A 20424-nucleotide genomic window follows, 5' to 3' on the forward strand; every position below is an offset into this window, starting at 1 on the left:
ATGACCAGCGCGGCTGGGGTATCCGGGGGGCCCGGCGCGTCCGGGGTGCCCGGGGTGTCCGAGGTATCCGGGGTATCCGGGGTATCCGGGGTATCCGGAGTTCCGGTGGACGGACCCGCCGGAACCACCGCACTCGCCTCGGAGTACTTCCAGAGCTATTCGGTCATCGGCCTGCTCGCCCTGGTCGGCGTACTGTTCGTCGCCGTGGCCTTCGGGGCCGGACGGTTGCTGCGCCCCGTCGTCCCCACCCCGGAGAAGCTCCTCACCTACGAATGCGGCGTCGACCCCGTCGGCGAGGGCTGGGCGCACACCCAGGTCCGCTACTACGTCTACGCGTTCCTGTACGTGATCTTCGCCGTCGACTCCATCTTCCTGTTCCCGTGGGCCACGGTGTTCGCGGCGCCCGGATACGGCGCGACGACCCTGGTCGAAATGTTCATCTTCCTCGGCTTCCTGGCCGTGGGACTGCTCTACGCATGGAAGAAGGGCGTCCTCGCATGGGCCTGACGAGCCGGCCGACCCCCGCGTCGCAGCAGCCCGCGCCCCCGACCTCGTCCGACCCGGTCCTCCTCCCCGAGCCGAAGCGCCTCGGCGTGCTCTCCCGGCTCGCACCGGAGCCGATGAAGGTCGTCCTCAACTGGGGCCGCCGCTACAGCCTCTGGGTCTTCAACTTCGGACTCGCCTGCTGCGCCATCGAGTTCATCGCCGCGTCCATGGCGCGCCACGACTTCATCCGGCTCGGCGTGATCCCGTTCGCCCCGGGCCCCCGCCAGGCCGACCTCATGATCGTGTCCGGCACGGTGACGGACAAGATGGCCCCAGCCGTGAAGCGGCTCTACGAGCAGATGCCCGAACCGAAGTACGTCATCTCCTTCGGCGCCTGCTCCAACTGCGGCGGCCCCTACTGGGACTCGTACTCCGTGACCAAGGGCGTCGACCAGATCATCCCCGTCGATGTGTACGTACCTGGCTGCCCGCCCCGGCCAGAGGCGCTGCTCCAGGGCATTCTCAAGCTCCAGGAGAAGATCGCGCGCGAATCCCTCGCCGAGCGGTACGCCACCGGGGCCGCCGGGACCGAGGGCGGGGGGCCGTCCACCGATGCCCTGCGCAGCGGCCTGGTGGCCGCGCCGACGGCACCGGCCCCGACGGCACCGGCCTCGACACAGGAAGAGGAGCGGCGATGAGCGAAAGCGACCAGCACACGGGATCCGCGGCCGACGCCTACGACCGGCTGCCGGACGCGGTCACCGACCTGTTCGGCGACGAGGCCACGGCGGAGTCCGCGTACGACCTGCTGACCGTCGACGTCCCCGCCGCCGCCTGGCTCACCGCGCTGCGGACGGCCCGTGACGAGCTCGGGTGCAGCTACTTCGACTGGCTCAGCGCCGTGGACGAGCCGGGTACGGGCTTCCGTGTCTGCGCCCATGTCGCGGCCCTGGGCACGGGTACGGTGCGGCGGCTGATGGTCCGCACGACCGTGCCGCACGACGCGGCGGCCCTGCCCAGCGCCATCGACGTCTACGCGGGCGCCGCGTGGCACGAGCGCGAGACGCACGAGATGTTCGGCGTCGCGTTCGACGGTCACCCCCACCTCGTACCGCTGCTCCTGCCGGAAGGCTTCGAGGGCCACCCGCTGCGCAAGGACTTCGTCCTGGCCGCGCGCGTCGCCAAGGCATGGCCCGGGGCGAAGGAACCGGGGGAGCCGGCGGAGGGCCACACCGGGCCCAAGCGCCGCGCGATGCTTCCGCCCGGGGTGCCCGACCCGAACGAATGGGGCCCCCTGAAGGGCCAACTCCCCCCGGCCGCCGCCCGCCCGGGCCGAGCGGCCCGCCCCGCGACCGACCGTCCGCCCCGCCGCACCCGCACCGCGGGCGAGGGCTCGGCGGCACAACGCTCCACGGCGAGCGGCCCGGAGGCACCCGCGGTGACTCCCACGGCAACCGGGGCGGAGACTCCCGCGACGCCGGATGCGTCCGCGCCCCCGAAGACGCCCTCGGAGACACCTCCGACGACCCCGCAACCGACGGCGGGCACGCCCCCGCAGGCGCCCCCGACGACCCGCCCGCGCCGCTCCCGGTCGGCGTCCGAGGGCTCGGCAAGCCAGCAACCGCCCCCGGCCGCGCCCGGGGAGGCCCCAGAGCCGCCGCCCCGGGTGCGCAGCACGGACGCACCATGGCACGACGCCCAACCGGCCTTCGGTGAACCGGAGGGCGCGGAGTCCGAGACTCCGGACGCGTCTTCCCAGCCTCTCCGGCGTTTGAGGAGCGGGGGTACGGGGGCGGAGCCCCCGGTTCGGGAAGGGGCGGGCAGGGGAGAAGCCCCGCGCAGCGGCCCCACCGCCGGCGAAACCTCCCCCGGTGAGCCCGCCGAGTCCGCGGGCGAACCCGCACCCGCGGGCGAACCCGCACCCGACGAACGCACCCCCGACAAGCCGGCCCCCGCCCCTGAGCGGCCCGCCCCAGACCACCCCGCCGGAGGCGATCCCGAGTGAACGACGTGTCCGACGTCGCCCTCCGTCTGGCCATCGTCTTCGTCGTGTTCCTGGTCGCCCCCCTCCTCGTGGGCCAGACGGAACACAAGGTGATGGCCCACATGCAGGGCCGGCTGGGCCCCATGTACGCAGGCGGCTTCCACGGCTGGGCCCAGCTCGTCGCGGACGGTGTGAAGTTCGCGCAGAAGGAGGACGTGGTCCCGGCCGCCGCCGACCGCCGTGTCTTCCAGCTCGCCCCCGCCGTCGCCCTCCTCCCGTACCTCCTCGTCCTCGTGGTCATCCCCGTCGGACCCGGCGACGGCGCGGTCGGCCAGGCCGTCGACGCGGGCATCTTCTTCGTGCTCGCCGTGATGGGCATCGGCGTCCTCGGCTCGCTCATGGCGGGCTGGGCCTCCGCCAACAAGTTCTCCCTCCTCGGCGGCCTCCGTACCGCCGCGCAGCTCCTCTCCTACGAGCTGCCGATGCTCCTGACCGCCGCCTCCGTGGCCATGGCGGCCGGGACGGTCTCGCTCACCGGCATCCTCGACGCCTTCGAGTGGTGGTGGCTGCCCTGGCAGATCGTCGGCGCGCTGGTCTTCTTCGTGGCCGGTCTCGCCGAACTCCAGCGCCCGCCGTTCGACATGCCGGTGGCCGACTCCGAGATCATCTTCGGCGCGTACACCGAGTACACCGGTCTGCGCTTCGCCCTGTTCCTCCTCGCCGAGTACGCGGGCATCGTCGTCCTGTGCGCGCTGACCACCGTCCTGTTCCTCGGCGGCTGGCACGGCCCGTTCGGCGCCGACGGATTCGGCTGGATCTGGACCATCCTCAAGACCGCCCTTCTCGCGTTCGTCGTCATCTGGCTGCGCGTCAGCTACCCGCGTCTGCGTGAGGACCAGTTGCAGAAGCTCGCCTGGACGACCCTCGTCCCGCTCGCTCTCGCGCAGATCGCGCTCACCGGCATCGTGAAGGTGGCGATCAACTGATGCCCCCGATCCCCGGATCCGGCCTGGCCAAGGGCCTTGCCGTCACCCTGCGCACGATGACGAGGAAGACCGTCACCGCGCAGTACCCGGACACCCAGCCCGAACTCCCTCCCCGCTCCCGCGGAGTCATCGGGCTGTTCGAGGAGAACTGCACGGTCTGCATGCTCTGCGCCCGTGAGTGCCCCGACTGGTGCATCTACATCGACTCCCACAAAGAGACGTCGCCTCCCGCCGCTCCCGGCGGCCGTGAGCGCAGCCGGAACGTCCTCGACCGCTTCGCCATCGACTTCTCCCTCTGCATGTACTGCGGTATCTGCATCGAGGTGTGTCCCTTCGACGCACTGTTCTGGTCGCCCGAGTTCGAGTACGCGGAGACGGACATCCACGAACTCACCCACGAGCGCGACAAGCTCCGCGAGTGGATGTGGACCGTGCCGGAGCCGCCCGCGCTCGACCCCGGGGCCGAGGAACCGAAGGAGATCGCCGCAGCCCGCAAGGGAGCGGACAAGCTCGCCGCCCAACGCGCACAGGAGCAGCGGGAACAGCAGGACCAGCAGGAGCAGCGGAGCCGGCAGGAACGGGCAGACGAGACGGGAGGAACCCCGTGATGCTGCTCAACGCCACGGCCACCGCCACCGTGGGCACCACCGCCACCACCGCCGGCGACCACCCCGGCTTCCTCTCCCCGTCCGGCGTCGAGATCGCGTTCCTCCTCGTCGGCCTCGCCACCCTCGGCGCCGCCGTCATCACCGTCACGACCAAGCAGTTGGTGCACGCCGCGCTCTGGCTCGTCGTGGCGCTCGGCGGACTGGCCGTCGAATACCTCCTGCTCACCGCAGAGTTCATCGCCTGGGTCCAGGTGCTGATCTACGTCGGTTCCGTCGTCGTCCTCCTCCTCTTCGGCCTGATGCTCACCCGGGCTCCCATCGGCCGCTCCCCGGACGCCGATTCGGGCAATCGGTGGGTCGCCCTCGGGGTGGCCGCCGCGGCGGCGGCGGCCCTCGTCTGGGTGGTGGCCGACGCCTTCCGCACCACCTGGATCGACCTCGACGGGCCGGCCCAGGGCTCCACCGAGGTCACCGGCGCCTTCCTGTTCCGGAACTGGGTGCTGCCCTTCGAGGCGCTCTCCGTCCTGCTGCTCGCCGCCCTCGTCGGCGCGATCGTCCTGTCCCGCAAACGCGACACGGACACCACCGTCCGACCCGGCACCAACGGGACGGCCAAGCCCAGAACCGTGAGGCCGAGCCCACCCACCTCACCCACCTCACCCGGCTCACCCACCTCACCCGGCTCACCCGGCCACGAGGAGCAGAGCTGATGCACCTCGCCTATCCCGCCGTGCTCGCCGCCCTCCTCTTCTGCGTCGGCCTCTACGGCGTCCTCGCCCGCCGCAACGCGATCCTGGTCCTGATGTCCGTCGAGCTGATGCTCAACGCTGTCAACCTCAACCTCGTCGCCTTCGACGTCTGGCTCCGCGACACCCTCCACTCCGGCCAGGCGCTCACGCTCTTCACCATCGCCATCGCCGCCGCCGAGATCGGCATCGGCCTCGCGATCGTCCTGGCCGTCTACCGCAACCGGGGCACCTCCGACATCGACCGGCTCCGCGACACCGCCGAGACGGACGCCGCCGAGACGCTCCCCGACACCGCTGAGGCCGACAGCGCCGAAAACACCGACACCGACACCGATACCGACGGCGCCGAACCGACCTCCGGCCGGGCCGACGGGGGAACAGGGAAGACGAAGAAGGCAGAGGCCACCACGTGACCACCACGACCCTCGCCGCCCTCGTTCCCCTCCTCCCGTTCCTCGGGGCTGTCGCAGGGCTCGCCGTCGGCCGCACCGCCCCCGGATTCGTCCGCCCGCTGGCGATCCTCCCGACCCTCACCGCGGCCGTGCTCGCCGTGCTCGTCGCCGTCCGCCAGGGCGGCGGCCGGGCCATCGACGCCGCGACCCAGCTCACGCCCACCGGCTCGGTCCCGATCGACCTGGCACTGCACCTCGACGGCTTCGCCGTTCTGGTCGCCGTCCTCGTCACCGTCGTCGCCACCTGCGTACAGCTCTACTCCACCGCCTACCTCCGCGACGACGCGCGCTACCCCTCCTACGCGGCCCTTGTCTCCCTCTTCACCTCCGCGATGCTCCTGGTCGTCTACTCCGGCGACCTGATGGTGCTCCTGGTCGGCTGGGAGATCATGGGCATCTGCTCGTACTTCCTCGTCGGCCACTACTGGGAGACCCCCGAGGCCCGAGCCGCCTCCCTCAAGGCCTTCCTGGTCACCAAGCTCGGCGACGTCCCCTTCCTGATCGGTCTGTTCGCGCTCGCCGCCGACACCGGCAGCTTCCGGATCACCAAGATCCTCGCCGCCGTCGGCAACGGCGGACTCGATCACCCCACCGTCATCGCCCTGCTGCTCCTCGCGGGCGTCGCCGGCAAGTCGGCCCAATTCCCCCTGCACACCTGGCTGCCCGACGCGATGGCCGGCCCCACCCCCGTCTCCGCGCTCATCCACGCCGCGACGATGGTCGCGGCCGGCATCTACTTCGTGGCCCGTCTGCTGCCCGTTTTCGCGGCCTCCGGCGCGGCGCTCGTCGTGCTCGCCGTGATGGCCGCCGTCACGATGATCGGGTCCGGGCTCGCCGCCCTCGCCCAGGACGACATCAAACGCGTCCTCGCCTACTCGACCATCGGCCAGCTCGGCTACATGTCGGGCGCCCTGGCCGTCGGCGACCGGGGCGCGGCCGTCTTCCACCTGATCTCGCACGGTGCGTTCAAGGCGGTCCTCTTCCTCGCCGCGGGCGTCGTCATCCACGCCGCGGGCACCAACTCGCTTGCCGCCATGTCCCGGATGGGAGGCCTCGCCCGCCGCATCCCGGACGCCTTCTGGACGATGTCCGTCGCGCTCCTCGCACTGGCCGCCATCCCGCCGTTCGCCGGCTTCTTCTCCAAGGAAGCCGTGCTCGTCGCCGCCGAGCACACCGCCCTCGGGGACCGGAGCGTCGCCCCGGCCGCCGCCGGCTGGACGATCCTGGTCGCCGGGCTCCTCGCCGCCGTCCTCACCGCCGCCTACGCCGTACGCCTCTGGCTCCTCGCCTTCCGCGGGCGCGGCGCGGAACTCCCCGACCACGGCAAGCAGCCCGCCGCCATGACCTCCGTCCTGTGGATCCTGGCCGTACCCACCATCGCCTTCGGCCTCACGGTCGGCATGATCGACGACTGGTTCGACGGGCACGGCCTCACGCCGTCCCTCACCACCGCCGTCCTCTCCACCGGCGTCACGCTCATCGGCGGTCTCGTCACCTATGGCGCGTGGCGACACACCGCCGCCCTCGCCGCCCGTACCCCCATCGGCGCCGTCGCCGCCCACCCCGGTGTCGAACCCGCCCTCGTCGAAGCCGAGGCCATGACGTCCCACACCGCTGTCTACGGCACCATCGCGGACGCCCCCGACCCGGCCGACCCCGGCAGGCTTCTCCTCGGGCGGCTGCACCGCCACGCGGCCACCGGCTTCCACCTCGACGCCCTGTACGCGGTGCTGTTCGTCCGGCCCGTCCAGGGCGCCGCCCGCCTCGTCCGCTTCCTGGACCGCGAGGTCGTCGACACCTACGTCAACGGATCGGGCGCCGTCACGCGCCTCCTCGGCACCGCCGTCCGCCGGGCCCAGACCGGCAACGTGCAGACCTACGCCGGCGCCCTGCTCGCCGGGTCCCTCGTCCTGGCGATCGCCGCCGTCGTCTTCGCCAACGTCAACGCGGGGTCGTGACCGTGATCGATATGAGTGCGTCCGTGATGCAGTTCCTCCTGGCGTTCGTCGTCGTCGCCCCGCTCCTCGGCGCCGTCGCGGCCCTGCTCCCCGCCCCGCCCGGACTCAAGGGGAAGAACCCCGACCAGGCCGTGCTCCGCCATGGCGTGACCATCACCGGCGCCGTCCTCATCGCCGCGATCGTCCTGGCCGTCGGCTTCGACCACGACCACCCCGCCACGATGCAGGCGACCACCGACATCAGCTGGATCCCGGCGCTCGACGTCCGCATCCACCTCGGCATCGACGGCATCTCGCTCCCCCTCCTGCTCCTGACCGCGCTGCTGACCTTCCTCTGCGCGCTGTACAGCTACTTCAAGCTGCCCGCGGGCCCCTCACCGAAGGCCTTCGTCGCCCTCGTCCTCGTCCTGGAGTCCGGCACTCTCGCCACCTTCGCCGTCCTCGACCTGCTGCTCTTCTTCCTCGCCTTCGAGATGGTCCTCATCCCGATGTACTTCCTCATCGCCCGCTGGGGCGGTGGCCAACGGCAGGCGGCCGCCTGGAAGTTCATCCTCTACACCCTGCTCGGCTCGGTCGTCATGCTGCTGGGCATCCTCCTCATCGGGTTGAAGAGCGGCACCTTCGACATGGTGGCACTCGCCACTGACAACGGCCGGGGCCTCACCACATCAGTGCAGGTCATCGCCGTACTCGCGATCGGCCTCGGCCTCGCAGTGAAGACCCCGATGTGGCCCCTGCACAGCTGGCTCCCCGACGCCCACACGGCCGCCCCCACCGCCGGGTCGGTGCTCCTCGCGGGCGTGATGCTGAAGATGGGAACGTACGGATTCGTCCGGATCCTGCTCCCCATCACGCCCGACGGCATGCGGACCTTCGCGCCCTACCTCGCCGCGTTCGCCGTCGTCGGCATCGTCTACGGCTCCCTCGCCTGCCTGGCCCTGGCCCGTACCGGCGCCAAGGGCGACCTCAAGCGGCTCATCGCCTACTCGTCCGTCGGCCACATGGGCTTCGTCCTGCTCGGCATCGCCACCATGACCCCCACCGGAGTCAACGGCGCGCTCTTCGCCAACATCGCCCACGGCCTCATCACCGGCCTGCTGTTCTTCCTGGTCGGCGCCGTCAAGGACCGCTACGGCACCGCCGACCTCGACACCCTCGCCGGAGCGACCGGGGCCGCCCTCTACGGCCGGGCGCCCCGCCTCGGCGCCCTGCTCGCCTTCGCCGCCGTCGCCTCGCTCGGCCTCCCCGGACTGGCCGGATTCTGGGGCGAGATGCTCACCCTGTTCGGCGCGTACAGCCCCGCCGAAGGCCTCAGCCGCCCCGCGTTCCGCACCTTCATGGCCATCGGTGCGTTCGGGACCCTGCTCACCGCGGCGTACATGCTCATCGTCGTCCGCCGCGTCTGCATGGGCGAGCACCCGCCCCACCCCCGACCGTCACCCGACGACCGGGCCCCTCAGGCGGCGGACAGCCCACGAGCCACGGACGGCCCTCGCCCGGCCGAGGCCGCCGGCACCGGGCCCGCAGAATCCACCACCCCGCAGCTCGCCGACATCCAGACGTACGAAGCCGCCACCTGGACCCCGCTCGCCGCGCTCACCGTCCTCGCCGGCCTCTGGCCCGCCGTCCTCCTCGGCCTCACCGACCCGGCCGTGCAGCAGCTCCTCGCAGGAGGCAAGTCGTGACCGCGGCCCTCAGCACCACCCCCGGCCAGACCCCCGGCACGGGCGACGCCGCCGGTATCCTCGTCGCGGCTGATGCCCCCAGCCTCGTCCAGTCCATCGACTGGCTCGCCATCGCGCCCCCCACCCTCACCGCGCTGGCCGCCCTGGTCGTCCTGGTCGCCGACCTGTTCCTGCCCGCACACCGCAAGCGGCTCCTCGGCTACGGCGTCCTCACCGCCCTCGCCGCCGCCCTGGCGCTCCTGATCCCCCTGCGCGCGGGGGACCGGGCCACCTTCTGCGTCACCACCGGCATCCAGGCCTGCAGCTACACCGCCGACCACTTCACCCTCGTCATCCAGGCCCTCGTCCTCGGCGGTGCGTTCCTCACCGTCCTGCTCTCGCTCGACGACACCCGGAAACTGCCGGCGGGGGAGTACTGGTTCCTGCTCCTGGCGTCCGCCGCCGGGGCCGCCCTGCTGCCCGCCTCGCGCGACCTCGCCACGCTCGTCGTCGCCCTCGAAGTCGCCTCGCTGCCCGCGTTCGCCCTCGTCGGCATCGTGCGCGGCGACCGGCGCTCCTCCGAGGCGGCGCTGAAGTTCTTCCTCTCCTCCGTCGTCGCCACCGCCGTCATGCTGCTCGGCGTCAGCTTCGTGTACGCGGCCACCGGCACCCTGCACCTCACCGAGATCGCCACCCGCCTCGACGACGTGCCCCCGGTGCTCGACACCCTCGCCAAGACCGGCGTCGCCCTCACTCTCGTCGGCTTCGCCTTCAAGACCGCCGCCGCGCCCTTCCACTTCTGGGTCCCCGACACCTATGTCGGCGCGCCCCTCCCGATCGCCGCGTATCTCTCCGTCGTGGGGAAGGCCGTCGGGTTCTCGGGGCTCATTCTGGTCACCGTCGTCGCGTTCCCCTCCTACGCCGACGTCTGGGGGCCCGCACTCGCCGTCCTCGCCGCCCTCACCATGACCGTCGGCAACGTCGCGGCCCTCCGTCAGAACGCCGCCCGCGCCCGCAGTGCCGTCCGCCTCCTCGCCTGGTCCTCGGTCGCCCAGGCCGGCTACCTCCTGGTCCCGATCGCCGCCGCCGCGTACTCCAGCGACGACCAGATCGGCTCCACCGTGGCGTACGCCCTCATGTACGCCGTCGTGAACCTGGGCGCGTTCGCGGTCGCCGCCGTCGTCGCCCGTACTCACCCCGGCAACAGGCTCTCCGACTACCGGGGGCTGTACGCCACCCGTCCGCTCGCGGCCCTGGCCCTCGGGTTCTTCCTGCTCTGCCTGGCCGGACTGCCGCCCGGCATCATCGGGCTCTTCGCGAAGGTCACCGTCTTCTCCGCGGCCGTCGACGCGGGCCTCGGCTGGCTCGCCGTCGTCATGGCCGTCAACGTGGTGATCGCTCTCTACTACTACCTTCAGTGGACCGCGATCCTCTTCCGGGATCCCGAGGGCGCCCCGGCAACCACCGGGACCGCCACCGGATCCACGGCCTCCGTTCCGCCTCGCCGCCACCGGACCCCCGCCCCGCTCACCACGGCGATCCTGCTCACCGCCACCGCCGGAATCCTGCTCTCCGGGGTCCCGCAGGCCGTCCTGCGCTTCGCCTCCGTCAGCCTCTTCTGAAGCCCCCCTGCCCCGGAAGATCGGTTTGCCCACGGAACCCGCCGCAGGGCATGGTCTTGGCTGCATACGTCACGTAATCGGCGTGGACGTGTCGGGAGCAAGAGGAAAGAGAGAGCAGTGCTGAACGGGTTCAAGGACTTCATCCTGCGCGGGAACGTCATCTCGATGGCGATCGGTCTCGCTGTCGGGGCCGCCTTCACCGCCGTCGTCACGGGCTTCAGCAACGCCTTCATCACGCCGCTGATCGGCCTCGCCACGCGCGGCACGGGAGACTTCAGCAAGGCCTCCTACGAAATCGACGGCGTCGTGTTCCCGTACGGCCTCTTCATCGCCGCCGCGATCGCCTTCCTGATCACCGCCGCGGTGCTGTACTTCTGCGTCGTGGTCCCCATGGCCAAGGTGCAGAACCGCTTCACCAAGGAAGAAGAGGAGGAGGCCGTCAACATCAAGGCCGCCCTCCGCGACTGCCCGCGCTGCTTCAGCGAGATCCCCGCCGTCGCCTCCCGCTGCGGGCACTGCACCAGCGAGGTCGAGCCCGACCCCGAGGCGCTCTCCCTCGCCAAGCTCCCCGCACAGCAGCACTGACCCGCGCAGCGACAACGACCGCACGGCGATCACCGACCGCACCACGGCGCCGACCTCCGCGCGGCACCGCCGACCGCACGGCGGCCACCGACCGCGCAACGGCGCCGACCTCCCCGCGGCACCACCGACCGCACGGAGGCCACCGACCGCACCACGGTGCACGAACACCCGTAGGACCGTCGCCCCACGAGGGACCCCGCCACCCGTACGGCCCAGCGCCACTCCGTACGGGGCCGGGCGCCCGACCGGCGCGAACACGCGGCGCAGCCCCGCCCTCCGGCCGCACGCACAAGGGAACTAGCTCCTCTCGCCTGGCGTTGACCAGTACAGGAGGCTCCACTGGGGAGTGGAGCACCACCATGCAAAGGGTTCCCCTGCTGCACCACTTGGAGGGCGTACCGTGCACCGCCGGCACAACGGGCTGAAGACCGCCGTACTCCTCGGGGGACTGTCCGCACTCATCATCGTCATCGGCAGTTTCTTCGGACGTACGGGCCTCGTCGTCGCGCTCCTGGTAGCCGTCGGCACCAACGCCTACGCGTACTGGAACAGCGACAAGCTCGCCCTGCGGGCCATGCGCTCCCGACCCGTCAGCGAGTTCGAGGCGCCGCAGCTCTACCGCATCGTCCGCGAGCTCTCCACGGCGGCCCGTCAGCCCATGCCGCGCCTCTACATCTCCCCGACGCAGGCGCCCAACGCGTTCGCCACCGGCCGCAACCCGCGCAACGCCGCCGTCTGCTGCACCGAGGGCATCCTCCAGATCCTTGACGAACGCGAGCTGCGCGGCGTCCTCGGCCACGAGCTGAGCCATGTCTACAACCGGGACATCCTCATCTCGTCCGTCGCCGGAGCCCTCGCCTCCGTCGTGATGTTCCTGGTCAACTTCGCCTGGCTCATCCCGGTGGGCCGCTCCAACGACGACGAGGGGCCCGGTCTCCTCGGCATGCTCCTGATCATGATCCTGGGACCGCTCGCCGCCTCCGTCATCCAGCTCGCCGTCAGCCGCTCCCGGGAGTACGAGGCCGACGCCTCCGGGGCCCAGCTCACCGGCGACCCCCTGGCCCTCGCCAGTGCCCTGCGCAAGCTCGACGCGGGGACGAAACAGCTCCCGCTGCCGCCCGAGCCCAGGATCGAGACCGCGAGCCACATGATGATCGCGAACCCGTTCCGTCCCGGCCAGGGAATGGCGAAGATGTTCTCCACCCACCCGCCGATGGCGGAGCGAATCGCCCGACTAGAACAGATGGCAGGTCATCGCCCGTGAAAACCATCCTGAACGTCATCTGGCTGATCCTCTGCGGATTCTGGATGTTCCTCGGCTACCTGCTCGCGGGCCTCCTGCTCTGCATCACCATCATCGGCATCCCCTTCGGGCTCGCCGCCTTCAGGATCGGCGTCTACGCCCTCTGGCCGTTCGGCTACACCGTCGTCGACCGCCGGGACGCGGGCTCGCCCTCCTGCGTGGGGAACGTTCTCTGGGTGATCCTCGCCGGATGGTGGCTCGCCCTCGGCCACATCGCCACCGGCATCGCTCTGTGCATCACGATCATCGGCATCCCCCTGGGTATCGCCAACTTCAAGCTGATCCCCGTCTCCCTCATGCCCTTCGGCAAGGAGATCGTCCGCACGGACCAGCCCTTCGCCGCCCGGTAGCCCGGCGAGACCCCGGCCGGACCGGCCCGGACCCGGTCGGCCCCGGGGCAACCGAACACCTGCCCGCGGCGTCTTGGATTCCAGGACGAAGCAAGGGGTAGGTGCGGCGACATGGGCATCATCAGTTGGATCATTCTCGGGCTGCTCGCCGGAGTCATAGCGAAAATCCTCCTCCCGGGACGCGACCCGGGCGGCATCATCGGCACCACCCTGATCGGCATCGCCGGGGCCTTCGTCGGAGGCTGGCTCTCCAGCAAGTTCCTCGACCGCCCCATCAGCAACGACTTCTACGACACCGCGACCTGGATCGCCGCCGTCGCCGGCTCGCTGGTCCTGCTCATCGCCTACCGGCTGCTGTTCGGCAACTCCCGCGAACGCCGCTGACCCGGGCCGGACACGGGGACCCGTGAACGGCAGGCGCACCGCGCCCTACCGCACGTCCCGTGACGTCATCCCCGTCTCCCGCAACGTCAGGTTCAACCGGCCGGCCCGCAGCCCCGCTGCCGGGTCGGCCGGTCCCGCGTACACCCTGGGCACCCCGTGGAACGCGAAACGCGACGGCCCGCCGAAGACGAACAGATCCCCGGACGCCAACTCCACATCCGTGTAGGGCTGCCCGCGCCCCTCCGTGTTCCCGAAGCGGAACACACACCTCGCCCCGATACTCAACGACACCACAGGAGCGCTCGACCGCTCCTCCTTGTCCTGATGCATCCCCATCCGCGCGGTGTCGTCGTAGAAGTTGATCAGCGCGGTATCCGGTGCGAACGCCTCCGCCGCATCCTCGTCCCCGTACGCCTCGGCCACCGCCGCCCGCCCCAGGTCGCCCAACCAGTCCGGGAACGCGGCCACCCGGGCGCCGTTCACGTCGTCAGCCGTACGCGCGTACCGGTACGGCTGCCAGTGCCACCCCAGGCACACCGTCCGCACCGACATCACCCCACCGCCCGGCAGCACCGTGTGCCGCAACGGGACCGGCCCCGACGCCCACTGACGGCACGCCGCGACCAGCTCCGCCCGCCGCTCCACCGACAGCCACTCCGGAACATGGACGGCCCCCGGCGCGACCACCCTCCGCTCCCGCCGGAACAGGCCGTCCGAGGACGGCGGAAGCCCTGGCGCCACGGCTCAGCCCGCCCCGCCCTCGATCCCCAGCAGCAGCTTCTTCCGCTCCAGCCCGCCCGCGTACCCCCGCAGCGCCCCGTCCGCCCCGATCACCCGGTGACACGGCCGCACGACCAGCAACGGATTGCGTCCGATCGCCGTGCCCACCGCCCGCACCCCCGCACCCGATGCCCCGACCAGCGCCGCGACCTCCCCGTAAGACACCGTGTTCCCGTACGGGATCGACTCCAGCGCCGACCAGACCCGCCGCTGGAACTCCGTGCCCGTTCCCTCCGCCAGCGGTACGTCGAACCGCGTCGAGCGCCCCGCGAAGTACGCCTCCAACTGCCGGGCGACCTCAGCGAACGCCTCGGGAGCGTGGAGCCAGCCGTCCTGGACGACCGTGCCGCCCTTCTGACCGGGCATCGACAACGAGCGCAGCCGGGCACCGGCCACACCGGCCACCTCCGCCACACCGGCCACCTCGGCTGCCCCAGCCGCATCCGGTCCGTCCGCCACCGTCTCGCCGACCAGCAGCAGCTCGCCCAGCGGGCTCTCCACCCGCGTGTACACCGTCGTCGTCATGTCTTCTCACTTCCCCGGTCGGTACGGCCAGTCTGCGCCCGCTCACCGCACCTCCACCGGCGGTATTCGGACATGGCACCCGCACCCCGGGGCCCGGCACACGAAGAGGCACGCCGTCGAGGTCGGCCTCGGCGGTGTGCCCCCGTTGTGCTCAGCTCAGCTCAGTTCGGCTCAAGCGATCCGGCACCGCCCGTACGGATCGACGCGGTTGCGGATCGAAGCGGTTGATCACCGGTAGTTCACGAACTGCACCGCGAAGTCGAAGTCCTGCCCCTTCAACAGCGCCTGCACGGCCTGGAGGTCGTCCCGGCTCTTCGAGCTGACCCGCAGCTCGTCACCCTGGACCTGCGCCTTGACGCCCTTCGGGCCTTCGTCGCGGATGATCTTCGCCACCTTCTTGGCGTTGTCCTGGGAGATGCCCTCCTCGATCGTGGCGAAGATCTTGTATTCCTTGCCGGAGAGCTGCGGCTCACCGGCGTCCAGCGACTTCAGCGAGATACCGCGCTTGATCAGCTTGGACTGGAAGATGTCGAGGATGGCCTTGACGCGCTCCTCGCCGTTCGCCTCCATCAGAATCTTCTCGTTCGACCACGAGATCGAGGCGCCCGTGCCCTTGAAGTCGTAACGCTGGGAGATCTCCTTGGCGGCCTGGTTGAGGGCGTTGTCGACCTCCTGCCGCTCGACCTTCGAGACGATGTCGAAACTGGAGTCGGCCATGACGTGTGGCTCCTTGCGTCGAATGCTGTGGATACAGCGCAAGCCTAGCCACCGCCGTCCCCTCCGGCCGCTGATCAATCAGGTGGCGGAGCACCCCTGACCATCAGGTATCGTTTACGTCGTCGCCAAGGAACTCACTACGAGATCCAACGCGTCGTTCGAGGCGGTGTGCCCGAGTGGCCAAAGGGAGCAGACTGTAAATCTGCCGGCTCAGCCTACCCAGGTTCGAACCCTGGCGCCGCCACGCGAACGAAGCCCCCGACCGGTTCTTCCGGTCGGGGGCTTTCTCGTTGTCCGGGCGCGGAGTTCCCGCCAGGAGTCCCGCCGCTGATCAGTTGCCCGCGACGTCCTTCACGGCCACCGTCACCGGCACGTTCCCGGAGATCGCTTCGAGGGTGAGGCCCGCCGTCGCCGGGGTGTCCAGCAGCTCCAGCAGCGTCGCCGCCACGTCGTCGCGAGGGATCGGGCCGCGGCCCGTCGAGGCGGCCAGGACGACCTGCCCGGTGCCCGCGTCGTTGGTCAGCATGCCGGGGCGCAGAATCGTCCAGTCCAGTGCGGTGCGGGAGCGTACGTCGGCGTCGGCGGCGCCCTTGGCCCGCAGATACACGTCGAACACCTCGTCGCCGGGGTGGTCCGGGTCGGCGCCCATCGAGGAGACGACGAGATAGCGGCGGACGCCCGCCGCCTCGGCCGCGTCGGCGAACAGCACGGCCGCGTCGCGGTCGACGGTGTCCTTCCGGGCGACACCGCTGTTCGGCCCCGCGCCCGCGGCGAAGACGGCCGCGTCCGCGCCGCGCAGCACCTCCGCGGTCTGCTCCACGGTGGCCGATTCGAGGTCCAGCACGGCGGGTTGGGCGCCGGCTTCGGTCAGGTCCTGACTCTGTTGGGGGTTGCGGATGATCCCTACGGCTTCATCCCCGCGTGCGGCGAGCAGCCGCTCCAGCCGCAGTGCGATCTGTCCGTGTCCACCTGCGATGACAATGCGCATACCACCGACCGTACGCCCGGGGGCCGGGTGGCGCTCAGTTCCTCGGCCCCGTGCCGGAGTCGGGCCTGCCCTGGCGCGGGAGCCCGCCGAGACCCGTGGCGGCGTCCCCGTCGGAGTCGCAGTACTCGCGCACGGCGCTGGTGCGGGCGACGACCCGGCCGCCGTGGACGACGATGCGGCTGTAGGCGAGGGAGAGCACCGCGGAGAGCCGTTCGCCGCGTACGGCGAGGAGTTCGGCGGGGAAGCCCGCCTCGACGCGCACGTCGGGCAGGCCGAGGGCCGCGCGGGCGGCCGTGGAGACGAGGGCGTACGCCTGTTCGGCGCGGAGCCCCGCCTGGGAGGCGAGGAGGTAGGCGGCTTCGAGCGGATCGCCGCGACCGACGGGGTTGGCCGTGTCCCGCAGCGCACCGCTGCCCGCCGCGACGCGCACGCCGGCGGAGCGCAGCAGGCGTACGGGGGCGGTCGTGCGGCGCTCCGCGCCGGCGCAGCCGCCCTGGGGCAGGCAGACCACGGTGATCCCGGCGGCGGCGAGCTGGTCGGCGGCCCGGGCCGCGGCGTCCAGGGGCAGGTGGGCCAGGCCGCCGCAGGGGCCGAGGGTGACGCCGGGGCGCAGGCCGGCGGCCATCGCGGCGAGCCGGGCCAGGCGGGCGGGGTCGTCGCCGTCGGTGTGCAGGTCCACGGGGCAGCCGTGCTCTGCCGCGATCTCCAGGACGGCCTCGGTGTAGCCCGTGGGGTCCGGGTCGAGGTCGGGGCAGCCGCCGACGACGGCCGCGCCCATCTTCACCGCGTCCCGGAGCATCGCCAGGCTGTCCGCCCCGGCGATGCCGGTGAGGAGCCGGGGGACCGCGACGGGCATGACGTCGGCGAGGCCGCGCAGGGCGCGCCGGGTCCCCAGGACGGCTTCGAGCGGGGCGAGGCCCTGGACGTCGCCGACGCGGACGTGGGTGCGCAGGGCGGTGGCGCCGTGGCCGAGCTGGAGGAGGGCGGCCTCGGTGGCGCGGCGCTGGATGTCCTCGGCGCGGTGGGAGGCCGGGCCGGGGCTGTCGGGGCCCGCGACGGCGGCGGTCAGGGCGGTGTCGCTGTGGGTGTGGGGTTCGGCGGGGGCGGGGAGCAGGAGGTAGCCGCGGAGGTCGATGCGGGGGCCGCGGGCGGTGAGGCTGCCCGCGGTGCCGACGGCCTCGATCCGGCTGCCGCTCAGGCGTACGTCGACGGTTCGGCCATCGGCGAGACGGGCGCCGCCGAGGACGAGGGCGGGGCTGTCGGCGGTGGTGGCCGCGTCGACGCTGTCGGGCGCGTTGTCGTCGGGCCGCCGTGGCTGGCTGTCAGGCATCGCGCTCCTGGGAGGGGTGCAAGATCGCACGGAGTGACCACACCCTAGGGGCGTGCGGGGGCGGCGTCCGGGAGGAGCGGAATAGTCGTACCGGTGCGCCTGCGTCGGCCGTCGGCCGGGCCCGTTCCCGAGGTGGACGCGGCCTGGATCAAGGCCTGATCAGGGGGTGTGGGCGGCCCCGGACGGAGGGCCGGAGAAGGCGGCGCAAACGGATTTGGGCAACCGGCGGGGGAGCGTGTAATGTCTTCCTCGCTCGCCCCAATAGCTCAGTCGGTAGAGCGTCTCCATGGTAAGGAGAAGGTCTGCGGTTCGATTCCGCATTGGGGCTCTGGTGATCGGGAACCTCCGCTTCGGCGGAGGACTCATCATCAAAGCGGTGTAGCTCAGTCGGTAGAGCAAGCGGCTCATAATCGCTGTGTCACCGGTTCAAGTCCGGTCACCGCTACTAACGGTAGCCGATTGCTGGGTCGGTCCTTCGATCGGCTACCCTTTTATGCGTTCATCCGTCCACCGTCCGTCCAAGGAGCACTCACGTGGCTGCCACCGACGTCCGCCCGAAGATCACGCTGGCCTGCGTGGAGTGCAAGGAGCGGAACTACATCACCAAGAAGAACCGGCGTAACAACCCGGACCGTCTTGAGATGAAGAAGCACTGCCCGCGCTGCAACTCGCACACCGCGCACCGCGAAACGCGCTGAATCAGGCTCGTATACGAGGCCGTCCCCTCTGGGGGCGGCCTCGTGTCGTTGTAGGGGGTCGTTCCCGCAGGGGGCGTGCCCTTATTCGTCTTTCACCAGGTTTCTCAGGAGGTAGCGAGCTCATGGCGCTCGACCAGTCCTTCGTGGGGCGGACCTATCCGCCCACTCCGGCGTACGAGGTCGGCCGGGAGAAGATCCGCGAGTTCGCCGAAGCGGTGGGTGACCCCCATCCGGCGTACGTCGACGCGGAGGCCGCCCGTGCGCTCGGTCACGCCGATGTGATCGCGCCGCCCACGTTCGTCTTCTCGATCACCTACCGGGCCGCCGGAGAGGTGGTGCGGGACCCGCAGCTGGGCCTGGACTACAGCCGGGTCGTCCACGGCGACCAGAAGTTCCGTTACGTGCGTCCGGTACGGGCGGGGGACCGGCTGACGGTCACGTCCACGATCGAGGCCATCAAGTCCCTCGCGGGCAACGACATTGTGGACATTCGCGGGGATGTGCACGACGAGGCCGGCGAGCTGGTGGTCACGGCGCTCACGAAGCTGGTGGCACGCGCCGCCGAGGAGGCGTGATGACGGCGAAGGTCTCTTACGGGTCGGTCGAGGTCGGTACGGAGCTGCCGGCGCGGTCGTTCCCGGTGACGCGGGCCACGCTCGTGCAGTACGCGGGCGCCTCGGGCGACTTCAACCCGATCCACTGGAACGAGAAGTTCGCGCGCGAGGTCGGGCTGCCGGACGTGATCGCGCACGGCATGTTCACGATGGCCGAGGCGATCCGGGTGGTCACGGACTGGGCCGGCGACCCGGGCGCGGTCGTCGACTACGGGGTGCGTTTCACGAAGCCGGTCGTCGTGCCCAACGACGACAAGGGCGCGCTGATCGAGGTCAGCGGCAAGGTCGCGGCGAAGCTGGACGACAACCTGGTCCGGGTGGACCTGGTCGCCCTGTGCGACGGCAAGAAGGTGCTGGGGATGTCCCGGGCCGTGGTCCGGCTCGCCTGAGACGTACCGGCGCGGTGGCCGGAGGTGAGGGGCGTTCCTCCTGGGCGGTTTCCAGGGGGCGTCCCTCACTCGTGCTCGTCGAGCCGGTGGCGCCTGACCCGCCCCGGCCCCCGGGTACGGTCCACGGCCCCGCACGAGCGGTGGGGGCGCGGACCGTACTCTTGTCCCCGTGCAGGAACTCCACGACGCCCCCCTCGCCCCCCTGACCACCTTCCGGCTCGGCGGCCCCGCCGCCCGGTTGCTGACCGCCACGACCGACGCCGAGGTGATCGCCGCGGTGCGCGAGGCCGACGCGAGCGACACCCCGCTGCTGGTGATCGGCGGCGGCTCCAACCTGGTCATCGGGGACAAGGGCTTCGACGGCACCGCTCTGCGGATCGCCACCAAGGGCTTCGCGCTGTCGGGTACGTCCCTGGAGCTGGCGGCCGGAGAGGTGTGGACCGACGCCGTCGCCCGGACCGTCGAGGCGGGCCTCGCGGGCGTCGAGTGCCTGGCCGGCATCCCCGGATCCGCGGGCGCGACGCCCATCCAGAACGTCGGCGCGTACGGACAGGAGGTGTCCACCACCATCACGGAGGTCGTCGCCTACGACCGGCGCACCGAGGAGACGGTGACGATTCCGAACGCGGAGTGCGCGTTCTCGTACCGTCACAGCCGCTTCAAGGCCGAACCCGACCGCTTCGTGGTGCTGCGTGTCCGATTCGAGCTGGAAGAGGCGGCTGGGCTCTCCGCGCCCCTGAAGTACCCCGAAACGGCCAGGGCCATGGGCGTCGAGCAGGGCGAACGCGTCCCGCTGACGGCCGCCCGCGAGACGGTGCTGCGGCTGCGCGCCGGCAAGGGCATGGTGCTGGACCCGGAGGACCACGACACCTGGTCGGCGGGGTCCTTCTTCACCAACCCGATCCTCGGACCGGCCGCGTTCCAGGACTTCCTCACCCGGGTCGGCGAGCGCCTCGGCCCGGACGTGGCACCCCCGGCCTTCCCCGCCGAGGACGGACGCACCAAGACCTCGGCGGCCTGGCTGATCGACCGGGCCGGATTCACCAAGGGCTACGGCACCGGCCCCGCCCGGATCTCCACCAAGCACACCCTCGCCCTCACCAACCGGGGCGCGGCCACCACCGAGGACCTGCTCGCCCTGGCCCGCGAGGTCGTCGCCGGGGTGCACGCGGCCTTCGGCGTCACCCTGGTCAACGAGCCGGTGACGGTCGGCGTCAGCCTGTAGGAGACGCCGGCCGTAGGAGGGAGGCGT

The 20424-nt window shown here is 71.4% G+C and carries 23 protein-coding genes and 3 tRNA genes; 21 read left to right on the plus strand and 5 right to left on the minus strand.

Features of this window, described 5'->3' with window-relative positions:
* Window positions 1-105: 105 nt before the first annotated feature.
* The 14 genes from D581_RS0126185 (at window position 106) to D581_RS0126250 (ending at window position 13131) form a co-directional block, all read left to right on the plus strand.
* Window positions 106-507, plus strand: a complete 402-nt coding sequence (locus D581_RS0126185) for an NADH-quinone oxidoreductase subunit A (protein ID WP_018960151.1) — start codon at window positions 106-108, stop codon at window positions 505-507.
* Window positions 498-1184: an NADH-quinone oxidoreductase subunit B gene (locus tag D581_RS0126190; protein ID WP_018960152.1), complete on the plus strand. Its 687-nt coding sequence runs from the start codon at window positions 498-500 to the stop codon at window positions 1182-1184. Before D581_RS0126185 ends, D581_RS0126190 begins: the two co-directional genes overlap by 10 nt.
* On the plus strand, window positions 1181-2491 hold the full coding sequence (locus D581_RS0126195; RefSeq protein ID WP_018960153.1) for an NADH-quinone oxidoreductase subunit C: 1311 nt from the start codon (window positions 1181-1183) through the stop codon (window positions 2489-2491). Before D581_RS0126190 ends, D581_RS0126195 begins: the two co-directional genes overlap by 4 nt.
* Entirely contained in the window at window positions 2488-3456 is a 969-nt protein-coding gene (locus tag D581_RS0126200; protein ID WP_018960154.1) for a complex I subunit 1/NuoH family protein, read from the plus strand. The genes D581_RS0126195 and D581_RS0126200 overlap by 4 nt, the downstream gene beginning before the upstream one ends.
* Complete coding sequence (locus tag D581_RS0126205) at window positions 3456-4064, plus strand: NuoI/complex I 23 kDa subunit family protein (RefSeq protein WP_018960155.1); 609 nt, start codon at window positions 3456-3458, stop codon at window positions 4062-4064. Before D581_RS0126200 ends, D581_RS0126205 begins: the two co-directional genes overlap by 1 nt.
* Window positions 4064-4774, plus strand: a complete 711-nt coding sequence (locus D581_RS0126210) for an NADH-quinone oxidoreductase subunit J family protein (protein ID WP_018960156.1) — start codon at window positions 4064-4066, stop codon at window positions 4772-4774. The genes D581_RS0126205 and D581_RS0126210 overlap by 1 nt, the downstream gene beginning before the upstream one ends.
* Complete coding sequence (nuoK, locus tag D581_RS0126215; protein ID WP_018960157.1) at window positions 4774-5226, plus strand: NADH-quinone oxidoreductase subunit NuoK; 453 nt, start codon at window positions 4774-4776, stop codon at window positions 5224-5226. The genes D581_RS0126210 and nuoK overlap by 1 nt, the downstream gene beginning before the upstream one ends.
* Window positions 5223-7223, plus strand: coding sequence for an NADH-quinone oxidoreductase subunit L (locus D581_RS0126220; protein WP_018960158.1), 2001 nt, complete (start codon window positions 5223-5225; stop codon window positions 7221-7223). Before nuoK ends, D581_RS0126220 begins: the two co-directional genes overlap by 4 nt.
* Window positions 7220-8908: an NADH-quinone oxidoreductase subunit M gene (locus D581_RS0126225; protein WP_026290926.1), complete on the plus strand. Its 1689-nt coding sequence runs from the start codon at window positions 7220-7222 to the stop codon at window positions 8906-8908. The genes D581_RS0126220 and D581_RS0126225 overlap by 4 nt, the downstream gene beginning before the upstream one ends.
* Entirely contained in the window at window positions 8905-10509 is a 1605-nt protein-coding gene (locus D581_RS0126230; protein WP_018960160.1) for a proton-conducting transporter transmembrane domain-containing protein, read from the plus strand. Before D581_RS0126225 ends, D581_RS0126230 begins: the two co-directional genes overlap by 4 nt.
* 117 nt (window positions 10510-10626) lie before the next feature.
* Window positions 10627-11094 (plus strand): large conductance mechanosensitive channel protein MscL, encoded by a 468-nt coding sequence (mscL, locus tag D581_RS0126235; RefSeq protein WP_018960161.1) that lies wholly within the window; start codon window positions 10627-10629, stop codon window positions 11092-11094.
* A 400-nt stretch (window positions 11095-11494) separates the two neighbouring features.
* Entirely contained in the window at window positions 11495-12358 is an 864-nt protein-coding gene (gene htpX / locus D581_RS0126240) for a zinc metalloprotease HtpX (protein WP_018960162.1), read from the plus strand.
* Window positions 12355-12747, plus strand: a complete 393-nt coding sequence (locus D581_RS0126245; RefSeq protein ID WP_018960163.1) for a YccF domain-containing protein — start codon at window positions 12355-12357, stop codon at window positions 12745-12747. The genes htpX and D581_RS0126245 overlap by 4 nt, the downstream gene beginning before the upstream one ends.
* 111 nt (window positions 12748-12858) lie before the next feature.
* The gene (locus D581_RS0126250; RefSeq protein ID WP_018960164.1) at window positions 12859-13131 is read left to right on the plus strand and encodes a GlsB/YeaQ/YmgE family stress response membrane protein; all 273 of its coding nucleotides are present in this window, start codon (window positions 12859-12861) and stop codon (window positions 13129-13131) included.
* A 45-nt stretch (window positions 13132-13176) separates the two neighbouring features.
* Here the strand turns inward: D581_RS0126250 and D581_RS0126255 are convergent, their stop codons facing one another.
* From D581_RS0126255 to D581_RS0126265, 3 genes are all read right to left on the minus strand, one after another.
* Window positions 13177-13818, minus strand: a complete 642-nt coding sequence (locus D581_RS0126255) for an alpha-ketoglutarate-dependent dioxygenase AlkB family protein (protein ID WP_018960165.1) — start codon at window positions 13816-13818, stop codon at window positions 13177-13179.
* Between the two features lie 57 nt (window positions 13819-13875).
* Window positions 13876-14436, minus strand: coding sequence for a methylated-DNA--[protein]-cysteine S-methyltransferase (locus tag D581_RS0126260; protein WP_018960166.1), 561 nt, complete (start codon window positions 14434-14436; stop codon window positions 13876-13878).
* A 228-nt stretch (window positions 14437-14664) separates the two neighbouring features.
* Window positions 14665-15153 (minus strand): YajQ family cyclic di-GMP-binding protein, encoded by a 489-nt coding sequence (locus D581_RS0126265; RefSeq protein ID WP_018960167.1) that lies wholly within the window; start codon window positions 15151-15153, stop codon window positions 14665-14667.
* Window positions 15154-15315: 162 nt separating this feature from the next.
* Here D581_RS0126265 and D581_RS0126270 point away from each other — a divergent pair.
* Window positions 15316-15397: transfer RNA gene (locus D581_RS0126270), tRNA-Tyr, on the plus strand.
* Window positions 15398-15484: 87 nt separating this feature from the next.
* Here D581_RS0126270 and D581_RS0126275 read toward each other — a convergent pair.
* Complete coding sequence (locus D581_RS0126275) at window positions 15485-16141, minus strand: SDR family oxidoreductase (protein ID WP_018960168.1); 657 nt, start codon at window positions 16139-16141, stop codon at window positions 15485-15487.
* A 34-nt stretch (window positions 16142-16175) separates the two neighbouring features.
* The gene (locus tag D581_RS0126280) at window positions 16176-17471 is read right to left on the minus strand and encodes an amidohydrolase family protein (RefSeq protein ID WP_018960169.1); all 1296 of its coding nucleotides are present in this window, start codon (window positions 17469-17471) and stop codon (window positions 16176-16178) included.
* Between the two features lie 255 nt (window positions 17472-17726).
* Here D581_RS0126280 and D581_RS0126285 point away from each other — a divergent pair.
* The 6 genes from D581_RS0126285 to D581_RS0126310 all read left to right on the plus strand — a co-directional run bounded on the left by D581_RS0126285 (window position 17727) and on the right by D581_RS0126310 (window position 20397).
* Window positions 17727-17799 (plus strand) — tRNA-Thr (locus tag D581_RS0126285).
* A gap of 44 nt (window positions 17800-17843) precedes the next feature.
* Window positions 17844-17916, plus strand: a tRNA-Met gene (locus D581_RS0126290).
* A gap of 88 nt (window positions 17917-18004) precedes the next feature.
* Window positions 18005-18169 (plus strand): 50S ribosomal protein L33, encoded by a 165-nt coding sequence (rpmG, locus tag D581_RS0126295; RefSeq protein ID WP_003956487.1) that lies wholly within the window; start codon window positions 18005-18007, stop codon window positions 18167-18169.
* Between the two features lie 122 nt (window positions 18170-18291).
* Window positions 18292-18744 carry an FAS1-like dehydratase domain-containing protein gene (locus tag D581_RS0126300; protein WP_018960170.1) on the plus strand — a complete coding sequence of 151 codons (453 nt, stop codon included), beginning with the start codon at window positions 18292-18294 and terminating at the stop codon, window positions 18742-18744.
* Window positions 18744-19172 (plus strand): MaoC family dehydratase, encoded by a 429-nt coding sequence (locus tag D581_RS0126305; RefSeq protein WP_018960171.1) that lies wholly within the window; start codon window positions 18744-18746, stop codon window positions 19170-19172. The genes D581_RS0126300 and D581_RS0126305 overlap by 1 nt, the downstream gene beginning before the upstream one ends.
* Window positions 19173-19341: 169 nt before the next feature.
* Window positions 19342-20397, plus strand: a complete 1056-nt coding sequence (locus D581_RS0126310; protein ID WP_018960172.1) for a UDP-N-acetylmuramate dehydrogenase — start codon at window positions 19342-19344, stop codon at window positions 20395-20397.
* The last annotated feature ends 27 nt before the right edge of the window (window positions 20398-20424 follow it).

It is taken from the genome of Streptomyces sp. CNB091 (assembly GCF_000377965.1).